This is a genomic window from Sulfurospirillum sp. SCADC (assembly GCF_000743525.1).
Taxonomy (GTDB): domain Bacteria; phylum Campylobacterota; class Campylobacteria; order Campylobacterales; family Sulfurospirillaceae; genus Sulfurospirillum.
Genome location: NZ_JQGK01000006.1, coordinates 91141 through 111022, shown reverse-complemented (window position 1 = coordinate 111022; position 19882 = coordinate 91141). Strand labels below are relative to the sequence as shown.

Genomic DNA, 19882 nt, shown 5'->3' with positions numbered 1-19882 from the left:
CCTACGGACAGCGTAAATACTCGATCCGCGTCTCATCCCACAGTGCTTTGGCATCGTAATTTAAGATTAGTCCATCACCGCGTGTGACGCCGTTTTGAACCATATATTTTGGGTAATAAGAAGGGGCACCTAGCTTTTCTAAGAAGCGACAACTGGATTTCATATCGTCCAATCTTGCGCGCAAAGCTTCGGCAAATTGGTTGCGTTTCGTTGCGTCAAGAGGACTAAAGTTCTCTGTTTTAAGCGATTCCAATGTTTGCCTGGTACTTTTATCGATCACGCGAGCGCTGTCAAAATAGCCATATGCCGTGGCGACCAAATACAGATCGACCGCTTGGGCGTATTTTTTCTCTTCGACACAGAGTGCACTGGATTTAAACAGATCAACAGGCGTGTGAGCATTAGTGATCTCAGCACGTTCCATACAGGTACTCACCATGATAACGGGTGTTTGACTCTCTTCAAAAAGATCGCGTGTCGTAGCACATAAAAGCAATGATGGCACGATAAGAGCCCATAAACAACCTTTTTGCATTCTATTTCCTTTGTTACATGTAAGCAAGGCTAATTCTGCCAGTTTTTACAGACATCCACCCAACTCAAAGCTTTGGAATGTACTTCTAAAGCCTCTAAATCTAAAGCAATCGCACTGTTAGCGCTTCCTGCGGCGGGATAGACCACATCAAAGCGCTTGAGCGAAATATCAAGATAAACATGTACCTTTTCATTGACCCCAAAAGGACACACGCCTCCGATGCCATGCCCAATGAGGGATTCAACATCTTCTGCTTTAAGCATCTTGGCTTTGAGGTTAAACTGCTCTTTAAATTTTTGATTATCCACCTTAGCATCCCCTGCTACTACAATGAGGAGAACACCTTCATCCGCATAAAAGGAGAGACTTTTAGCAATACGCTCAGGCGCGCAACACAGTGCCATAGCGGCAAGCTCGACCGTTGCACTGGACTCTTGAAACTCCATGACGCGCTCTTCCATCCCCTGAGTTCTAAAATAAGCTTTGACTTTTTCCAATGCCATCTTAATCCTTTTACATGTAAAACTAGATAACCGATGTTAGCATCTTAATACTAAGGATCATCAAAAGCAGTGCAAAAATCTTTTTGAGTTTGCCAACAGGAAGCGTATGTGCCATCTTAGCACCCAAAGGAGCGGTAAAATAACTCACAACAGAGATCAGCACCACCGCAGGGAGATAGACAAAGCCTAGCATCATATCCGCACCTGCTTCCGCGTGCATCATGCCATTAACGATGTAACCCACTGTTCCTGCGATGGAGAGGGGAAATCCAATCGCCGCAGAAGTCGCAATCGCACGTTTGAGATCCACATTTTGCCAGACAAGATAGGGCACGGTCAACGAGCCTCCACCGATGGAGACCAGCGCAGAGACAATCCCGATCAACGAACCCACGCCAAAAAGCGATGGAGGGGTGGAGAGTTCGCGACTCGGTTTGGGTTTTTTATCGATTGCCATTTGGATGGAAACATACGCCATAAAAACGGCAAAGAAGATCGCCAATTGCACGGATTTCATGTAGGTCGCTAAGAACGTTGCGGCAAAGGTTCCGATGACAACACCTCCTGCCATGTATTTGACCACATTCCACATCACCGCACCTTTTTTGTGGTGGGCGCGCATGCTCGCAAAGGAGGTGAAGATGATGGAAGCCATCGAGGTTCCCAATGCCATATGCACGACTTGATCCACAGGAACGCCTTGTGCGAGGAAAATCGACGTCAGAACAGGCACCATAATGCCGCCTCCGCCAATGCCCAAAAGCCCTGCCATAAACCCAACCACTAAGCCCAACACCAAAAATGCGATAATCCATTCAAAACCCATTTTCTTCCTTTAGCTACGCTTGATGCGCCCATTTTCAACGCTTATTTTACCTAAACATTCGTATTCAAATACTTTTTCTGCAAACTTTGCCACCGCTTCATGATACAACGGGTGTGTGTCACAATACGTTAAAAAATCATCGTTACATGTAAGATCTATCTGCCCAAACTGTGCGACAAATGCGTCAATGTCTTGCAGTGGCGTCGCTAAGTTTTGCCTCAAAAGCCAGTTGGTTCCTTCGCTCTCACCCAAACGGTGCGGAAGGACATAAATAGGCTTTTGCATTTTCAGCGCAAATTCGATGCTGTGCATTGTACCACTTTTCAAATCGGCTTGGGTGACAATAAGAACATCACCAAGCGCCACAACCAGTTCGTTGCGCAGCGGAAAATTCCACTTCATCGAGGGTTGCCCTGCTTCAAATTGACTCAGCACCAACCCCTCTTTTTCAATGCCTTCAATCAGCTTTACATGTAAAGCAGGATAGCGTATATCCAGACCCGTTCCTGCGACCATAATCGTATTAGAAATGCCTGCTGCTTGGTGTGCGATGCCATCAACCCCTTGCGCACCTCCGCTTACGATGCAGACACCTACAGTGGAGAGTTTGTGAGCCAATTCTTGGGTGTACAGTTTTGTGTACGTAATGGGATGACGCGTGCCAACGATGGAGATTTTAGGGCGTTTAAGAAGTTCAAGATTGCCAAGAGCAAAAAGAGGAGTGGGATAGACTTTCATCATTTCCAATTCAGGGACGTGAAAGTCTATCGTTTGAATCATTATAAATCTTTCAAATAAACCATTTCCACACCGTTTAAAAGATCTTGGGAATCCCTAAGAACCTCTAAGGTATTTTTGTGTGGATGCCCGATAGCAATGGCATAACCCAGTTTTTTAGCCTTCGTCACAGCCTCTTTAAGCTGAATGCGAATCAAATTTTTATCGAGTGAATTGTCTAAAAAGACATCACGCGAGTAGAGAAACATCCCGTACTTTTTCGTAATTTCAGGCGCTTTTGAATTGCCAACAGTACGACTATCGACAAAAATGAGCCCATTTTCTTTAAGCACTTTGACCAACCGATCCATCGCATGATAATCCGCGGTGAACGATCCGCCCGTATGGTTGTTGTAATAGACGATGTGAGGAAACCACTCTTTGATGCGTTTAATGCGCTTTTCGATCACCTCGCTCGAATCGACAATATTGAGCGTTTCAGGTTCAGGGGATGAATAATTTTTAGACTCCATCGGAAGATGGATCATCGCAAATGGAAACTCTTGCGACATGCGTATCGTTTCAGGATGCCCTTTGGTGGGTGGAAAAAACGAAGGCGTCACTTTGTAAGGAATCTCTTTTATCGAACGTGTTTGCCAAGGAAACGAGACATCATCGATGATAATGGCAAGCCTAGGCGTTGTACCTTCGGGATATTTTTTACGCACAATGTCATGAGAACGAGCAGGTTTTCCACTCTCTTTGAGACTGCGCTCATAGTCATGGACTTCGGAGCGTTCCTGCGCTTTGCTCTCCTCTTCAGGGGTCTGTTGAACCACAGCAACAGCTTGCGTTTCATTGTTTTCAAGAGGTTTTTCACTGCTTTGATTGTTTTCAACAACGGTTGAGACATTGGTTTCAGCCACAGGAGAAGGGGGAAGTGGCAGTGTCGCTTGACGCGCTTTTTCCTCTTCAAGCATCTGCTTCATCTTTTGCATAAGTGCATCGCTAGACGCTTTTTGATCTTTTTGAACTATTTTGTAATGCTGATACGAGGTTGTCATATACAAATAGGTTCCAAAAGCAATCATGCTGAGGGTTAAAATGAGCATTAAGATCAGGCTGTACTTTTTAAGCTTAGCTGATTTGATCTCATTCAACGAAGGCGTCTCTTTTTTGGGGCGTTTTTCTTTAATCTTTTTTACCATCAATACACTTACTTTCCAAGAATGACTTCGACTTCTAATAACTCAATATTTTGATTCGTTTGAGAAGTGATTTTTACATCTTCAACTTTGGTATACTTGCGAATGACGGCAATAAGATCATTGCGCAAATCATCCATATAAGGCAATTTGCAACTGGCTCTCTCATGGGCAAGCATGATTTTCAGACGATTTTTTGCCACATCTGCGGTAGGTTTAGAACGACCAAAAAGAGTGTCAAAGAAACTCATTTGAACATTCCTTTCAAGGTTGCCATCAGTCCTTTCTTCGCACGAATATCTAAAAATTCGACCTCTTCGCCTAAAATACGACGCGCAATATTGCGGTATGCTTCGGCTGAAAGTGATTTGTCTTTGTTGACAATCGGTGAGCCTGTGTTAGTGGAAGTGATAATATCTTCATCATCAGGAACAATACCAATGAGTGGAAGGGCAAGAATGCTTAAAACATCATCGACACTGAGCATATTGCCAGCTTCGACCATCTCGGGTTTGATTCGGTTGATGATGATGTGTTTTTCGACTTCCAAACCATTTTTGGCACGTTCACTTTTAGCATCAATAATGCCAATAACACGATCTGCATCGCGAACAGAGCTCACATCGGGAGTCGAAACGATCAACGCACGATCGGCTAGGAAAATGGAGTGCTCAAACCCACTCTCAATACCCGCAGGAGAGTCGATCATCACGAAATCAAAACTCTCTTTGAGGTTTTCGATCAACGCTTTGACTTTATCTTTATTCAAAATATCTTTATCTTTGGTTTGACTCGCAGGTAAGAAGTAAAGTGATTTGGATTTTTTATCGTTGATCAGCGCTTGTGCAAGGTTACAACGACCTTCCATAACATCGACCACATCATACACGATGCGATTTTCAAGTCCCAAAATCATGTCGAGATTTCTAAGCCCTATGTCAAAGTCAATCGCAACCACTTTTTTGCCTAAATTTGCAAGTCCTACGGCGAGATTAGCAGTGGTGGTGGATTTACCCACCCCACCTTTACCGGACGTTACGGTAATAACTATACCCATTAGTTTTTGTCTTTATTGATGATTTTTTTAGAAGTGATCCAAGGCATCATTGAACGAAGTTTCTCACCAGTTTGATTCAAAAGGCTTCTCTCAGTTTTAGCACGTTCTGCGTTCATACGAGTGTAGCCTGCTTTGCGCTCTAAAATAAAATCTTTGGCAAAACGACCATCTTGGATTTCAGCCAAAATCTCTTTCATCGCCGCTTTTGACTCCGCATTGATGACACGTTTTCCGCTCACATAATCACCATACTCTGCAGTGTTAGAGATAGAGTAACGCATATCAGCAATACCACCTTGGTACATCAAATCAACGATAAGTTTAAGCTCATGCAAACACTCAAAGTATGCCATCTCAGGCTCATAACCCGCTTCGACCAATGTTTGAAAACCAGCTTCCACAAGTGCAGTAGCACCACCACAAAGAACCGCTTGCTCACCAAAAAGATCAGTCTCAGTCTCGTCTTTGAACGTTGTCTCAATAATACCTGTACGTCCACCACCAATAGCGGAAGCATAACTTAGCGCTAACGCTTTTGCGTTGCCTGTTGCATCTTGATCAACAGCGATAAGATCGGGAATTCCTCCACCGTTTACAAACTCGCTTCTTACGGTGTGACCGGGTGCTTTTGGAGCGATCATGATGCAGTCAATGCCTTTGGGCGTAACGATTTGACCGTAATGAATGTTGAAACCATGTCCAAATGCAATCGCTTTACCTGCACTTAGGTTTGGTTTAATTTCGGCAGCAAAGACATCGCCTTGCATCTCATCTGGCAATAAGATCATCACAACATCCGCATATTTGGTCGCTTCGCCAACGCTTAAAACTTTAAACCCTTTTGCTTCTGCTTTTGCCCATGAACTACCCTCTTTTCTAAGACCTACAACGACTTCCACACCGCTATCACGAAGGTTTTCTGCATGTGCGTGTCCTTGAGAACCAAAACCAATCATCGCTACCTTTTTTGAGCGAATAATGCTTAAATCACAATCTTTGTCGTAAAAGACGGTTATAGCCATTTGTCAATCCTTACATGTAAATATTAAATGTCGGTATTTTACAGCAACGTTACTTAAAAACGTTACATGTAAATGGGCAAAGGAAACTATAAACCAACAAGAGATAGAATTTGGCTATTAACAAATCACTCGGAATAGGAACCCTTTATGGACGAAAATATTTTAAAAAAAATCAAAGCACTTCCGCCTCTTGATGATACGGTTTTGAAGATTCAGCGTATTTGCGTCGATAAAAATAGCTCCCTAGCCGATCTTGTCAAAGTCGTTGAGAGCGATCCGATGCTCACAGCCAATATCTTAAAATCTTCCAATTCACCCCTGTACGGCTTTAGCAGAGAGATCAAAAATATCGCTCATGCGGTATCGCTTTTTGGCATGGCAACCGTGCGTGGTTTTGCGCTTTCAAGTGCTATTAAACAAAATATCAAAATCGATCTCTCCCCTTATCATCTCTCTAACACAACGTTTTTAGAGATCAGCACGCTTCAAAGCACCTTTATGTTCAAATGGTATTCCAAAGTCAACAAAGCAATGCTTGATGTGCTTCAACCTGCTGCTTTTATGATGGAAGTCGGCAAAATCATCATCGCGCACGAACTCCTTGAGCAACACAAAGAGAGTGCCTTTAAAACGGCGCTTAATTCGATGAAAACACCCCAAGAGCTCTCTCTTCTCGAAAAAGAGTACGTGGGTTTTTCCAACGAAGAGATCACTGCAAAGATTTTTGAGCAGTGGAATTTAGAGAGTGAACTGGTCGAATCAATCAAATTTTGCAATGACCCACTTGAGGCTCAAGAGCACATCCGCGCTTTTTCTGAAGCCCTCAATGTTGTTAGAAACAGCATCAATATCTTCGGACAACTCACGGAACCTTCCATCCAACACGCACTCACACTTGTAGAATCATACGGACTCGAAATGGAACCATTTTTACAAACCGTAGAGCATTTTAAACAGTGAAAAACTTTCTGCTTAGCCTTAAAGAAGGGGTAGCACAAGCTGATGTGCCAGCCCCTTTCCTCCCCCATTTTCAAACACTGATTCAACTTCGAGCCCTTACCTCTGAGGATGGTCTGTTTGTGCTTGAACCTTCGCATGTTGTGGGTAAAATGGATGTTTCGTTTAGCGGAACAGGCTACTTGAGCTCCTTGGAGCCATCACGCTCCAAAGACCTCATTGTCGAAGCTTCAGGATTACACGGCGCGATGCGAGGCGATTTGGTGGTTGCCAAACGTGTCACCAATAAACGAGGCGGACGCGCCAAGGCTGTCGTTGTCTACATCGCCCAGCGCGCTTTTGCCAAAAGCATCGTCTACACCAAAATGAGCAAAGGCAAAGTCGTTGGTGTAAATGTCAAAAATGAATCGATGTTTGAGATCACCGCGAGTCAAAAATCGCTCAAGCAACTTCCATTGGGAAGTGTTTTAAAGATCGATAATATCACCAATGCCATCGAAGAGGTTTTAGGAGTGCTGGATGATCCCTTGGTCGATGAGAAAATCTCTTTGGCGCTGTTTGATAAAAAAGAATTTTTCAGTAAAGAAGCCGAAACCGAGGCTAAAAGTCATGGCGATTTTGTGGACAAAGCGTACTATCCGCACCGTGTTGACCTTACCCATTTACCCTTTTGTACGATTGATCCTGTGGATGCAAAAGACTTTGATGATGCGATCTATTTTGATGTCAAAAACTACATTCTTTACGTCGCAATTGCCGATGTGAGTGAGTACGTTTACGCGATGGGTGCCATTGATAAAGAGGCGATTGAGCGCGGCTTTTCGATCTATTTTCCTCATAAGTCCATTCCGATGCTTCCACGCTCCTTAAGCGAAAATATCTGCTCCCTCAAACCCAATGTTGACCGCCTTGCCTACACCTTTAAAATCACCCTCGATCCGCTTACATGTAAACCAATCAAAGAGGAGCTTTTTGAAAGCATCATTCACTCCACAAAGCGCTACACGTACGAGCAAATTGATCTTTTTTTACAAGGTAAAACCGACGATGCGGACGCTGCCGATCAAACGATCTTAGCGTACCTCTTGAACTTGCACTCACTGACGCAAAAACTGCGTGACATCCGACTCGAAAATGCCTTTTCGTTTCACTCTTCTGAAGTAAGAATGCGACTTGATGCAGACCAAAACTTACTCTCTACGACCGTAGAAGAGGAGACGCCATCGCATGGTTTGATTGAAGATTGTATGTTACTTGCCAATAAAGCCGCAGCGAAAAAACTGGGTTTTGGCATCTTTCGAACCCATGAAAGTCCTTCGTATGAGCGCATGGAGATGCTTTTAAGCGATCTCGCACTCATTGGCATCAATGCTAAACTAAGCGCTGATATTCCCAAAATGATCCAAGGCATTCAAGCCAAAGCCGATGCGTTAGGACTGCGTGAAGAGGTCGATAAGCTCATCATCAAAAGCCAAAAAAAGGCAATTTATGAGCCTGAAAACAAAGGGCATTTTGGACTCGGTTTTGACATCTACACCCATTTTACCTCTCCCATTCGCCGTTACAGCGACCTTACACTACACCGTCTGTTAAAAGCGAAGATGGCAAAGGATGAGAAAAAACTGACGTTTTTACTCAAAGACATCGCGCCACTGTGTGAACAAATCAGTGCACTTGAGCGCGAAAGTGACAAAGTAGCGTGGGACTATATGGACCGTAAATTTGCGCGCTATATGGCGTTACATGTAGGCGATAATTTCAAAGCGATTGTCGTCGAAACCGAACAAAATCCCATTGCAAAACTGGATGATGAACTCAAAGGTGCGCGCATCTTTTTGCTTGACAACGATGTACATTTACTGCAACGTATTGAAGTTAAAATCGTCGAGAGCAATATCGCAACCGCTCGGATTTACGCCAGAGTGACCAGGAGTTTTGATGTATAAAAGAGAATTTGAAGGACTTTTAAAAGCCAATAAAGCCCCCAAATCAACGCTTTTATACGGTGCCTGCGCGTACCAAAACAACGCCCTTGCACACCAACTTTTAACATTATTACAAGCAAATAGTGAAGAAAAAGTGATGATGTATTTTGATGAGTACAACTTTACCTCTGCGAAGAATTTTCTCTCCCAATCTTCGCTCTTTGGTGATCGCAATATCTTGATCGTTAAAACCGATAAAACGATTCCCTCCAAAGAAGTTGAAACCCTTGTGGGACTTTGCGCCAAGAATGATTCAAGTTATTTTATCTACCAGTATTTTGGCGAAGATAAAAAAGCAACACCTCTGACAAAATTTTTTGAAAAGCAACATAGTGGTGCGTTCGTGCGCCTCTTTAAAGCTGATTTTAACGAAGCGATGCAGTTACTTCAAAACCATGCTAATGCCGTGGGGCTCTCCATTGATCGCTACGCGTTGCAACATCTCTACATGATCCACTCCGAAGATCTCTCCTTATGTGTCAATGAATGTGAAAAACTGTTGGTGCTCGGTCGTGAGATTGGAATGAACGATATTAATACCCTTGTGTATGGACTCGGTTCTGTTTCTATGGATCATTTCATCACAAAACTGTTGGAGAAAAAAGATATTAAAGAGGAGTTTGAACGGCTCGTTGAAGGCGATGGTGTTGAGGAGATTCGCATTATTAACGCCATACAAGCGCACGTTTCTCAGCTCTTTTTATTTCATGCCTACATTAAACTGCATGGTGCGTTCGATGCCAAGGCGATTTTGGGTTACTCTCTTCCTCCTCAACTTGCCGCTCAGCGTTCCCAGCACTCTATCAAAATTGATCTTCCTACCTATCAGAAGCTCTCATCTCAACTGATTGATGCAGAGTACCGCTTGAAAAGAGTGGGAAACATTGAAAAGAGCAGTTACCTGCTTTCAAGCTTAATAAAACTTCAAAGTTATTTGTAGTATAATCCACGCCTATTCTAAAAATCCTTACTCAAATAGAGACTATTTGGGTGAAATCCAGAAGGAGAAACGATGCGACATTATGAGTTGCTTGTTGTAGTAAAACCTACTTTAACCGTAGAAGAACTACAAGCAAAACTAAACTATCTAAAAGAAATTTTAGAGAAAAACGGTGCAGTGATCGCTGCAACACTTGAGATGGGTACACGCAAACTTGCGTATCAAATCGATAAATTTGAGCGTGGTTCTTACGTAGTATTCTACTTTACTGCCCCAACCCCTGCTATTGCTGAAGTTGAGAGACTTATCAGAATTACTGAAGAGTTTATCCGCTTTATGACGGTGAAATTTGAAAATCAAAAAGAACTTAGATTTTGGAACAAACAAGTGGAAAAAATCACTAAAAAAAGTGATGCACCAGCTCCTGCGGTTGTCGAATCTAAAGAGATCGTAGAAGAAACTGTTCCAACTGAAGCTTAATTAAGGAGCCATGATGTTCAATAGAGTCGTTATGCTTGGAAACCTCACACGTGATTGCGAACTTCGTTACCTCCCTAGTGGCGGTGCGGTTTGTACCACTGGACTTGCGACCAATCGTCGCTTCAAAAAGCAAGATGGGAGCCAAGGCGAAGAGGTTTGCTTTATCGACATCACTTTTTTTGGACGTACTGCAGAGATCGCGAACCAATACCTTAGCCGTGGCAAAAAAGTATTGGTAGAGGGTCGTTTAAAGCTCGATCAGTGGACCGATCAACAAGGGGTAAAGCGCTCAAAGCACTCTATTACCGTTGAAACACTTCAGATGATTGACTCACGCGGTGGACAAGAAAGTGGTGGCGTTGAAGGTGGAAGTTATGGTGAGCCAACTGGCATGCCTAATGTTGGTTATAACAATGCCAACGCACAAAAACCTGCAGCCTATCCACAACAGACGACTCCTGAATACAGTGGTCATGACATTCCGGACATCGATATTAACGATGACGAAATACCGTTTTAGCACTTTTTTTGCATCCATGCAAAAAAGATCTGCCTCAAAAGAGGCAAGCTTTAGCGCCTTAACGGCCAGCGTAGACTTCTAGGCTTTGCCTAAGAGTCGTTATAACATAAGTAAAGGATAAAAAATGGCAGAGAAAAGAAAATTTGCACGTAAATACTGCAAATACTGTGAAGCAAAAGTAGAATACATTGACTATAAAGACGCAAAAATTTTGAGACACTCTCTCTCCGAGAGATACAAAATTATGCCACGTCGTTTAACAGGTAACTGCAAAAGACATCAAGAGATGGTAGAACTAGCGATCAAACGCGCTCGTGCTACAGCAGTCATCCCTTACATCATCGACACTCAAAAAGTTGTTGCAGTTCCTTTCGAACAACTTCAACAATAAATCTTACATGTAAAGCTAGATGGTCTCCCATCTAGCTTCTTTTCTACTTCACTAACGCATACTCCAACACCTCTTCGACACGAGATACAGGGATGATTTTCATCTTTTCTTTGACTTCATCAGGAATCTCATCGAGATCTTTTTCATAGTTTTTCTTAGGAATCAACGCTGTTTTAATCTTCGCTTTATACGCTGCGATCAATTTTTCTTTGAGTCCACCAATTGGCAATACTTTACCCGTTAAGGTCAACTCGCCCGTCATCGCAATATCGCTTTTTACTTTTTTATCGCACAAAATCGAAGCAATCGCCGTTGCCATCGTGATACCAGCACTTGGACCATCTTTGGGTGTAGCCCCTTCTGGTACGTGAATGTGAAGATCATATCGTCTGTAAACATCGCTTGGCTCAACCTGTTTGGCATTTTCTTCTTTCTCCAACCCCGTGGTTGGAATGATAGAAAGAGGCACATCGATCTTGCCATTATCGATCAAGACTTTTACAACACTGAGCGCAATTTTGGCAGACTCTTTCATGACATCACCAAGGGAACCGGTGATCTGAATACCACCTTTGCCCTGAATACGAATCGCCTCAACTTTAAGCACATCACCACCCACACTGGTCCACGCCAGTCCATTAACGATGCCCACACTGTTCTCTTTGTCGACTTCATCGATTTCAAAAACAGTTTTTGGCAGGTAATCTTTTAAATTGCTGTTCGTAATGCTCACTTTATCAATCGCAGGATTTGTCAAAAGCTGTTTGGCTACTTTTCTCAAAATATCGGCAATCCTACGACGTAGATTTCTCACCCCTGATTCACGGGTATAATTCGCGATAATGAGCTGCAATGTTGGCTTAGAGATGTTGATCTCATTGTTTTTCAAACCATGTTTTTTAAGCTCTTGAGGAATGAGGTATTTTTTAGCGATCTCATACTTCTCTTGAGGCGTATACGAATTGACAAAAATAAACTCCATACGATCACGCAGTGGTGCTGGGATCGAGCCCACTTCATTCGCCGTTGCGATAAAAATTACTTTGCTAAGATCAATGTTAAAGTTTAGATAATAATCTCTAAACTTGTTATTTTGCTCAGGATCAAGCACTTCTAAAAGCACCGCTGTTGGGTCGCCTCTGAAGCTTCGTGCGACCTTGTCGATCTCGTCTAAAACTACCACAGGGTTCATCTCTTCGGCTTCGATGATACCTTGCACAATACGCCCAGGCATCGCACCGATGTAGGTTCGTCTGTGACCGCGAAGTTCGTTGACATCTTCAAGCCCACCCAAAGCGATTCGTACCAATTTGCGCTTCAAAGCCTTGGCTATCGAGTTTGCCAAAGATGTTTTACCCACACCTGGAGGGCCTGCAAAACAGAGTATCGCTCCATTGGCTGATTTCTCAGCAATGCCACGTTTGGCAAGGAGTTCACGCACCGCAAAAAACTCTTCGATGCGCTCTTTGGGTTTTTCAAGCGAATAATGATCTTTATCGAGCTGTGATTTGACCTCTAAGACATCAAGATTTTTCTTAGCCGCTTTACCAAATGGGATCTCAATGACCCAGTCCAGATAGCTTTGAATAAGGTTGGCATCCGCAGAATCAGGGTGCATGCGCGAAAGCTTATCGATCTGTTTTTTGATCTCTTTGTACACATCCTCTTCCATATACTCTTTTTTCGCTTCCAGCTTTTTGCGGTACTCTTCGATCTCTTCTTCGCGTTGGTTGTCCGTTCCTAGCTCTTTTTGAATCTGTTTAAGTTGCTCTTTTAAAAAATACTCTTTATTCACTTTCTCAATCTGCGAATGCACTTTGGTTTTGATCTCTTTTTTAAGACGACTCGACTCGATCTCTTCGATCACATAATCAATGAGTTGCAGAAGTCTTGTCTCATCATCGCTCTCAACAAACAGTTTATACGCTTGATCTTTTTTGAGTTTCATGCTGCTTGCAACAAGATCGGTGATGCGGTGAATGTCGCTGTTGTCTTCAATGGTTTTAATAAGATCAGGGGGGAATTGACCGCCGAGTGATCCAAGAAGCGCTACTTTTTCGCGCAAAACTGCCAAGGTTGCATCGACTTTCATCGCCTCTGAACGATGCGTTGGAATCAACTCTATCGTTGCACGAAGAGGTGTGCTCGTGAGCTCTTTTAAAATTCTTCCTTTTTGCATTCCTTGAAAAAGAATCTTAACGCGTCCATCAGGAAGATCCACTTTGCGCATGATAGAACCGATAACGCCTGCTGGGTAAATGGCATTAAAATCGCGTCCATACTCACTGCCTACTTTTGCCGTACACACCATGACTAAGGAGTTGTGATCTAGGGCATCGTTTGCCGCACGAATGTTCTCTTCATCCGTTAAAAAAAGAGGGGAAATCATAAAAGGGTATAAAAATAGATTGTCTTCTACGACAATGGGTATGTCCGCTGGAAATGCGGTGTAGTCGCTGAGTTTCATCGCTCAATCTCCGTTATATGTGTTTTATAATAGTTTACATGTAAGGGCATAAGAGCTAAGCCCTTATGCGATAATTAGATTGTATAGTAAAGAAGTAAATAAAAAGTTTAGTAACTACTGTTTTTCAAACCAAGAACGGTACCATGGTATCGCAGGTTCTATACTTTTTGCGCTACCTAGTGAAGATTTGTTCAGTTTTTCTTCATACGCTTTGGCAGCTTCTGGCTTGTCCACTCTCTCGTAAAGATCTTTGATGTTCGTATCTAAAAGATACTCACCCAGCTCCAAACGCACTAAAACCGTCTCCGCTAGAGGGCGAAATTTTGAATTGGGGTAACGTGCAAGAAAATCTTTGGTTTGCGTAATGGTGTCCATAAGCAACTGTTGATTACGATTTGGATTGGGGAACGCTTCGTAATTTGCTTTGATTTTCATGTAACGTACATGGTCTGCATTGGCTTTGCTACCATAACGTTTGAGGTACTCATCCAGGTAAAAGTTTGCCAAAACATACTCTTCATCTTGGATGTGTGCGTTGGCTAGCATCGTCATCGCTTCAGGTAAAAGTGGGGATTCGATATGCTCACTGGCTAATGAGGTGTAAAGCGAGTCTGCTTTTTCCAAATCTTGGTTCTTGATCTCTTTGGCGATCTCTTCATACCAATAGGTTGCTGGCATATTGAAAACCTCTTTATCTTTAGAGGCACAACCGCTTATAAAAGCCACCAATGACGCCACAATAAGAACATTTGCTATCTTCATTCACGCTATCCTTTGTGTTAAAAAAACCTATTGTATCTTCTTTTTTGTTATCTTAAAATAAAACGCGTTTTTTTCGCTTTGAAGTCGATTTCTTTTGCGTCGCTTGCCTTATTTAACATACAAAATGATACAATAGATAAAATATTTGTTTTTTAAAAAGGAATAGTATGATCTTCTCTGTGAAAGCGCCGATCCCTGGATTTGAAACCATCAAAGAGGTAGAACTGGAAAAAATTGATGAGTTTTTCGTCAAATTTATCTCGAAATCCGATCCGACTACCTTTACACTTATTAACCCTTTTATGCTCCGCCCTTACGCATTTGAAATCCCCGAATACTTTAGAACCCTGCTCGACATCAACGAAAAATCGAACATTCTTATTTTAAACATTATGATTATCGCCACACCGATTGAAACCTCAACCATTAATTTTATCGCCCCACTCGTCTTCAATGTCGACAACCAAAGCCTCGCCCAAGTCGTACTAGACGCCAATCAACATCCTGATTTTGGTTTGATGGAAAGTATTTCGGGGTTTTTGAATAAAACAAGTCAAGAGTAACCCAAAGTGCCTCTTTTGCAAGGATTTTACAATGCTGAACAAAAATGAGATTTTAGATTACCTCAAAACATTAAAGCCAAGTTTAGAAATAAACGGTATCTCAAAGCTTGGTATTTTTGGAAGTTACGCAAAAGACAGTGCCGATGAACAGAGCGACATTGATGTTTGCTATGAAACTTCAGAACGCTTCATTCAAAGCTATAAAGGGTGGAATGCTTTTGTCTACCTTGATGAAAATCTCAGAAACAAATTGTCCCAAAAGTTTGATAAAAAAGTTGACCTTTTCGACCTAAACAGTGATGCACCCCTCAAACCATTGATTCAAAGAGAAGCACTTTATGTTTAAAACCAGAGACAAACAAAGACTAGAAACCATCCATGAAAAAATAATTTTTATTGAAAATATTGTTCAAAAAAACAGAGGCATAATGCCTGCTTTAGAAGATAAAGAAATTGCAAAACCTGCTATTTTGATGCACTTAACAGCGATTGCTGAACAATTTTCAAAACTAAAACACGAAGAATTTACACAACACTTTTGCGATGCTATAAAAGGGTCTATGAGTATTCGAAATTTTATTGCACATGACTATGATGGTGTAAATCTTACGATTATTGAAATAACAATTAGAGATGTTTTACCTGCACTCAAATTTGAAATTGAACAAATTTTACGCAAAGATTAAAACGGGTAGAATAACTAAAGTCAAGAAGTATTTCGAAGTTTTTGAATAAAGAAAAAGCTGAGTAAAATTGTGAAACGTTTTATACGTTTTTGGCTTTTACATGTAAAGATATTTCTGAGGTGATATATGAAAAAAAATAGTCTTATTTTCAATGTAATGAAAGCTATTTTATTTTTTATTTGTACACATTCTTTATTATTGGCAGAATCACCTGATTATCCAGGGAGTTGTAATAATCCAACAACTGCAAGTACTTTTAATTTTACAACAGCTACCTCAACTCTTTCAAAACAAGGGAATGTTACTTATTCAGGGTCTTGGTGGTGGGGATATACTGAAGATAATGATTACTTTTTAGTTACTACTCAACAAGCAGGAACATTAACTATTACTATTAATGGTTCTAATACTTTTTTTACCGTAGCAAACAATGCGTGCCCAACGAGAAATAGTACATCACAAACAACCTATACAATTCACTTAGACAGTGCAACTACTAATTTTAATATAGGAGTATTTTCAAATTTAGGTTCTTCTCCTGGTTACACCCTTTCTGTTACATTTACCCCTGACATTATTACACCTTCGTTTTCTATTGCAGACGTTACAATGAATGAAGGTAGTTCGGGTGTTTACACAAAAAATATACCTGTTACTCTTGCTGCTGCGAACGGTAGTCCCTTTACAGTTAAGTATGCCACCACATCTAATGGAACAGCAACAGATGGAAGTGATTACAATGCAACTTCAGGAACACTAACGTTTTCAGGAAGTACAACCACGCAAAATATTCCTGTAAAAATCAATGGTGATACAACAAATGAAAGTGATGAATATTTTTATATCACACTATCGAATGCTACAGGGGGAGCAACGATTAAAGACAGCAGTGCCACAATTACTCTCCTCAATGATGATGGAGGTGCTATTCATTCAGGTGGTCGTGATTTTTTGATTCGAAATCCAATCAGTACGCAAAATATAAAAGGAAACATCAAAGTTATAGGAAATACTGTTTTATGTTATAAAAACAAAAATGGGCAATGCATAGATACAGATTTAGCAAATAATCAAGTTTCTCTTAACTTTATTAATACAAACAACGTCACATACCCTTATAAAAACTCTTCGCAAGCACAAATAGCAGGAGTTCCAGCAACAGCTAAAGTTGTTTGGGCAGGGTTTTATACACAAGGGTATTTAGCAAAGAATTATAGTGATACTACTTCCGCACTAACAAGTACCCCTGCGTATCTTATTACACCACAAGGTACTACTATTGCGGTTAGCCCTGATGTCATTGATGTATATCCATATACTTCATCGCAATACACATATTCCACTTTTAGTGCAGTCCCATCACTTGTTGGATTAACAGGTAGTCAAGTTAATGGTTATTTTACTGGAGCAAACATCAAAGCAAGAGAAGGTGATGATTCTAGCGCTTTGGGTTATTTTGGCGCATGGTCATTAGTCATCATCTATGAAGATTCCACAGAATCACTTAAAAATATTTCCGTTTTTGATGGTTACAAACAAGTAGGAGATTCAACAGAAACAATTTCTGTAAGTGGTTTTTTAACCCCTACAAGCGGTGATGTTAAATCTACAGTTTCTGTATTTGTTGGGGAAGGCGATAAGAATATTGATGGCGACACAATATCTTTAAATAATATTCAGATTCCAGATACAATAAATAATAACGCTTTTAATTCTACGATTAATGGTTTTTTAACAAATCCAAATCCTATAAATTATCAAGGCATTGATATTCATAACTATGATGTAGGGGTGGATGGAAGCACATCGCATTTACAAATCATTGGTAATTCTGAGCAAAGTGCTACTATAAAACTTGTTTCAACAGGAGATTATTATTACCCAAGTATGGTTGCTTTTACAACAGAACTCTATGAACCACGTGTTTGCTATGTTGAAGCCTACTATAATGCAGATGGAAATACAACACTTACAAGTGCAAACGTCGGTGATATTATTACCATTAAAACATGGATCGCCAATATGAAAAAAGATGCCAGTGATGGCAACTTAGAAACAGCAGAAAAAGTTGAAATCACGATGGAACATGATGATACAAACCTTGCATACCAAAATGAAAGCACAAAAATACAAAATGTTGGGGAAAGTGCCTATAGCAGTAAAACAGATGCAAGCGATAGTGATATAGCGACATTCACCTCTGATACAAACACATCCGTATGGCACATTGGTACAGGTGCAAATGCTACAAATGGTGGTGATCTAACACCCAATGTTACCAATGATGCTGCAAATAAAGCCTATATTTCCTTTAAAGAAAAGCTACAAACATCCGGCGATATTACTATTGCAAATATTTACAAAGTCTCTTATGAAAACTCTAGCATGGGACTTCGTATAGGAGATGAATCTCCTGTAAATATTGGAGTATGTAAAGATTTCAACAGTTCTATTGCTGTAAGTGCCCCATTAGGTGTTTTTAATGTTGTTAATCAAAATTTCACAGGCACAACTGACCCAAAAGATACTACTAATAGCCTAAATGCTTTGTATACACAAATTGCAGGCAAAGCTTTTAATGTCAAAGTTTTAGCGCTCGACTCAGATTATATTACACTTAAAAGCTATACTGGAGATGTTAATCTTAGTTTAATTACGACACCAAATTATTTAGCATCTGAGACAGATGATCAAAAACAAGCTAAGTGTAATGCGGCAACATCCTTGAACACCGCTCAAAATATAATTTTTAATAACGAAAGCTCGAAAACTCTAACGCTTAATAATTACACAATTGCCTATCAAGATGTTGCTTTCAAAATAGCGTATAGTGATAATGGTACACGTAAGTATGTCTGTTCACGAGATAGCTTTGCTATTCGTCCAGCAACCTATTCATTGGTGGCAAGCTCCACAAACCTTATTGGGGGGGAAACTTATACCCTAACCGCGAATGCATTGACCAATACTTCTGCTGTTGCAACAGGATATAATCAAAGCATTACAACCTCATCAACAGATAAAAATGCAACAATTGATCTTATTATTCCAACAGGATGTACTCTTGATAAGAATAGTACCAATATGGCACTTTCTTTTTCCAGTGGTGTAGCAACAAATACCAGCTTTACTTATAATGAAATAGGAGATGTGAATGTTACCGTTGCTGATAATAATTGGACAGCAATAGATCAAAATTCAAATAGTGATTGTTTAGCGGGAAGTACCACATCAACTCCTGATGCGAATGGTAAAGTCGGTTGCCTCATACAAAAAACAAAACAATTTACTTTTAGTCCAAAACAATTCAATAATGAATTGACACTTCAAAACTTTAACGATGGCAATTTTACCTATATATCAAATGACAATACAATGAGTGCTGAAGCGCTTTTAACAACAACGGCTGTTTTAAACGATGCGACAACAACAGCAAAAAACTATACGGCAAAGTGCTATGCACGAGATATTGATTATACAATCAAACTTATCAATAATAAAAACTTATCAAATTCGACTACCCAAAATCGTATTCGCTATTTTGAAGATGGGACAACATCCAATTTGGAGAATAATACAACATTAAGTCAAGCAACTTTTAGCTCATCTGAAGGCAATTTTACCAATGGTTTATCTAATTTAAAAATGCTATTTAACTTCACGCGCGATAGCACAAAAGCTGACGAACCATTTAAAATTGCAAGAAACGATTTTAATATTACCAATGTTGTTGATAGTAATGGAACAACAGGAACTGACTTTAATCGTACAAATGACCACAATACAACATTTTATTATGGTCGCGTTTATTCAACGGATTACCGAGGAATAAGTCCAATCGATACAACGATTCGCTATGAAGTTTATTGTAAAGACTGCAATACTTCAATGTTTAATGCAATTGGAACACAAAGTCCATTATCGCTCAATTGGTATCAAAATCCTTTACATGTAATATCAGATGGCAATGTTACCACATACACACCACAAGGGACAACAACTGTCAATCCAAGTGCAACCGATACTATTACAAATGGTTTTGAAACACATGCCCATCAACTTACTAATAACAACGCTCCTTATATTGACCGTATAAAAATGACGCCTTCGTCATGGCTTCTTTATAATCTGTACAATGCCACAGCTACTACTAATGATTTTACTGCAGAGTTTATTCGCTCAGGGAAATGGGCAGGAGATGGGAAACTTGGTAAAATCGTCGACATCAACACTTCATCTCATGGCATCAGAAGTATTGAGTGGTGA

20 protein-coding genes are annotated in these 19882 nt (G+C 40.7%); 10 read left to right on the top strand and 10 right to left on the bottom strand.

The window, feature by feature from the left end; all coding sequences use genetic code 11:
• Position 1: 1 nt before the first annotated feature.
• The 8 genes from JU57_RS05500 to ilvC are packed head-to-tail and all read right to left on the bottom strand — an operon-like array spanning position 2 to position 5865.
• Positions 2–535 carry a hypothetical protein gene (locus JU57_RS05500; RefSeq protein ID WP_051906633.1) on the bottom strand — a complete coding sequence of 178 codons (534 nt, stop codon included), beginning with the start codon at positions 533–535 and terminating at the stop codon, positions 2–4.
• A gap of 29 nt (positions 536–564) precedes the next feature.
• On the bottom strand, positions 565–1038 hold the full coding sequence (locus JU57_RS05495; RefSeq protein ID WP_037958000.1) for a YbaK/EbsC family protein: 474 nt from the start codon (positions 1036–1038) through the stop codon (positions 565–567).
• A gap of 22 nt (positions 1039–1060) precedes the next feature.
• On the bottom strand, positions 1061–1864 hold the full coding sequence (locus JU57_RS05490) for a sulfite exporter TauE/SafE family protein (protein WP_037957997.1): 804 nt from the start codon (positions 1862–1864) through the stop codon (positions 1061–1063).
• Between the two features lie 9 nt (positions 1865–1873).
• Positions 1874–2644 (bottom strand): DNA-processing protein DprA, encoded by a 771-nt coding sequence (locus tag JU57_RS05485; RefSeq protein WP_037957994.1) that lies wholly within the window; start codon positions 2642–2644, stop codon positions 1874–1876.
• On the bottom strand, positions 2644–3789 hold the full coding sequence (locus JU57_RS05480; protein WP_037957991.1) for a divergent polysaccharide deacetylase family protein: 1146 nt from the start codon (positions 3787–3789) through the stop codon (positions 2644–2646). Before JU57_RS05480 ends, JU57_RS05485 begins: the two co-directional genes overlap by 1 nt.
• 8 nt (positions 3790–3797) lie before the next feature.
• Positions 3798–4037, bottom strand: coding sequence for a cell division topological specificity factor MinE (minE, locus tag JU57_RS05475; protein ID WP_025344260.1), 240 nt, complete (start codon positions 4035–4037; stop codon positions 3798–3800).
• Entirely contained in the window at positions 4034–4843 is an 810-nt protein-coding gene (minD, locus tag JU57_RS05470; RefSeq protein WP_037957987.1) for a septum site-determining protein MinD, read from the bottom strand. Before minD ends, minE begins: the two co-directional genes overlap by 4 nt.
• Entirely contained in the window at positions 4843–5865 is a 1023-nt protein-coding gene (gene ilvC, locus JU57_RS05465) for a ketol-acid reductoisomerase (RefSeq protein ID WP_037957984.1), read from the bottom strand. Before ilvC ends, minD begins: the two co-directional genes overlap by 1 nt.
• A gap of 147 nt (positions 5866–6012) precedes the next feature.
• On the opposite strand from ilvC, the gene JU57_RS05460 reads away from it, so the two are divergent.
• From JU57_RS05460 to rpsR, 6 genes are all read left to right on the top strand, one after another.
• Complete coding sequence (locus JU57_RS05460) at positions 6013–6825, top strand: HDOD domain-containing protein (protein WP_037957983.1); 813 nt, start codon at positions 6013–6015, stop codon at positions 6823–6825.
• On the top strand, positions 6822–8768 hold the full coding sequence (locus tag JU57_RS05455; RefSeq protein ID WP_037957980.1) for a ribonuclease R family protein: 1947 nt from the start codon (positions 6822–6824) through the stop codon (positions 8766–8768). The genes JU57_RS05460 and JU57_RS05455 overlap by 4 nt, the downstream gene beginning before the upstream one ends.
• Positions 8761–9747, top strand: coding sequence for a DNA polymerase III subunit delta (holA, locus tag JU57_RS05450; protein WP_037957977.1), 987 nt, complete (start codon positions 8761–8763; stop codon positions 9745–9747). The genes JU57_RS05455 and holA overlap by 8 nt, the downstream gene beginning before the upstream one ends.
• Before the next feature lie 72 nt (positions 9748–9819).
• The gene (rpsF, locus tag JU57_RS05445; RefSeq protein WP_037957974.1) at positions 9820–10227 is read left to right on the top strand and encodes a 30S ribosomal protein S6; all 408 of its coding nucleotides are present in this window, start codon (positions 9820–9822) and stop codon (positions 10225–10227) included.
• 13 nt (positions 10228–10240) lie between these two features.
• Positions 10241–10747, top strand: a complete 507-nt coding sequence (locus JU57_RS05440) for a single-stranded DNA-binding protein (protein WP_037957971.1) — start codon at positions 10241–10243, stop codon at positions 10745–10747.
• Positions 10748–10871: 124 nt separating this feature from the next.
• The gene (gene rpsR, locus JU57_RS05435) at positions 10872–11138 is read left to right on the top strand and encodes a 30S ribosomal protein S18 (RefSeq protein ID WP_012856656.1); all 267 of its coding nucleotides are present in this window, start codon (positions 10872–10874) and stop codon (positions 11136–11138) included.
• Positions 11139–11181: 43 nt separating this feature from the next.
• Here rpsR and lon read toward each other — a convergent pair whose 3' ends face one another.
• Together lon and bamD are read right to left on the bottom strand one after the other, a co-directional pair.
• Entirely contained in the window at positions 11182–13605 is a 2424-nt protein-coding gene (gene lon / locus JU57_RS05430) for an endopeptidase La (RefSeq protein WP_037957967.1), read from the bottom strand.
• A gap of 114 nt (positions 13606–13719) precedes the next feature.
• Complete coding sequence (gene bamD / locus JU57_RS05425; protein ID WP_037957965.1) at positions 13720–14367, bottom strand: outer membrane protein assembly factor BamD; 648 nt, start codon at positions 14365–14367, stop codon at positions 13720–13722.
• Positions 14368–14534: 167 nt separating this feature from the next.
• Between bamD and fliW the strand changes: the two genes are divergently transcribed.
• The 4 genes from fliW (at position 14535) to JU57_RS05405 (ending at position 19882) form a co-directional block, all read left to right on the top strand.
• A complete protein-coding gene (gene fliW, locus JU57_RS05420) occupies positions 14535–14930 on the top strand; it encodes a flagellar assembly protein FliW (RefSeq protein WP_037957962.1) in 396 nt (131 codons plus the stop codon).
• Positions 14931–14961: 31 nt separating this feature from the next.
• Complete coding sequence (locus tag JU57_RS05415) at positions 14962–15276, top strand: nucleotidyltransferase domain-containing protein (protein WP_037957960.1); 315 nt, start codon at positions 14962–14964, stop codon at positions 15274–15276.
• Positions 15269–15616 (top strand): HepT-like ribonuclease domain-containing protein, encoded by a 348-nt coding sequence (locus tag JU57_RS05410; RefSeq protein WP_037957956.1) that lies wholly within the window; start codon positions 15269–15271, stop codon positions 15614–15616. The genes JU57_RS05415 and JU57_RS05410 overlap by 8 nt, the downstream gene beginning before the upstream one ends.
• 126 nt (positions 15617–15742) lie before the next feature.
• On the top strand, positions 15743–19882 hold the full coding sequence (locus tag JU57_RS05405; RefSeq protein WP_294876078.1) for a Calx-beta domain-containing protein: 4140 nt from the start codon (positions 15743–15745) through the stop codon (positions 19880–19882).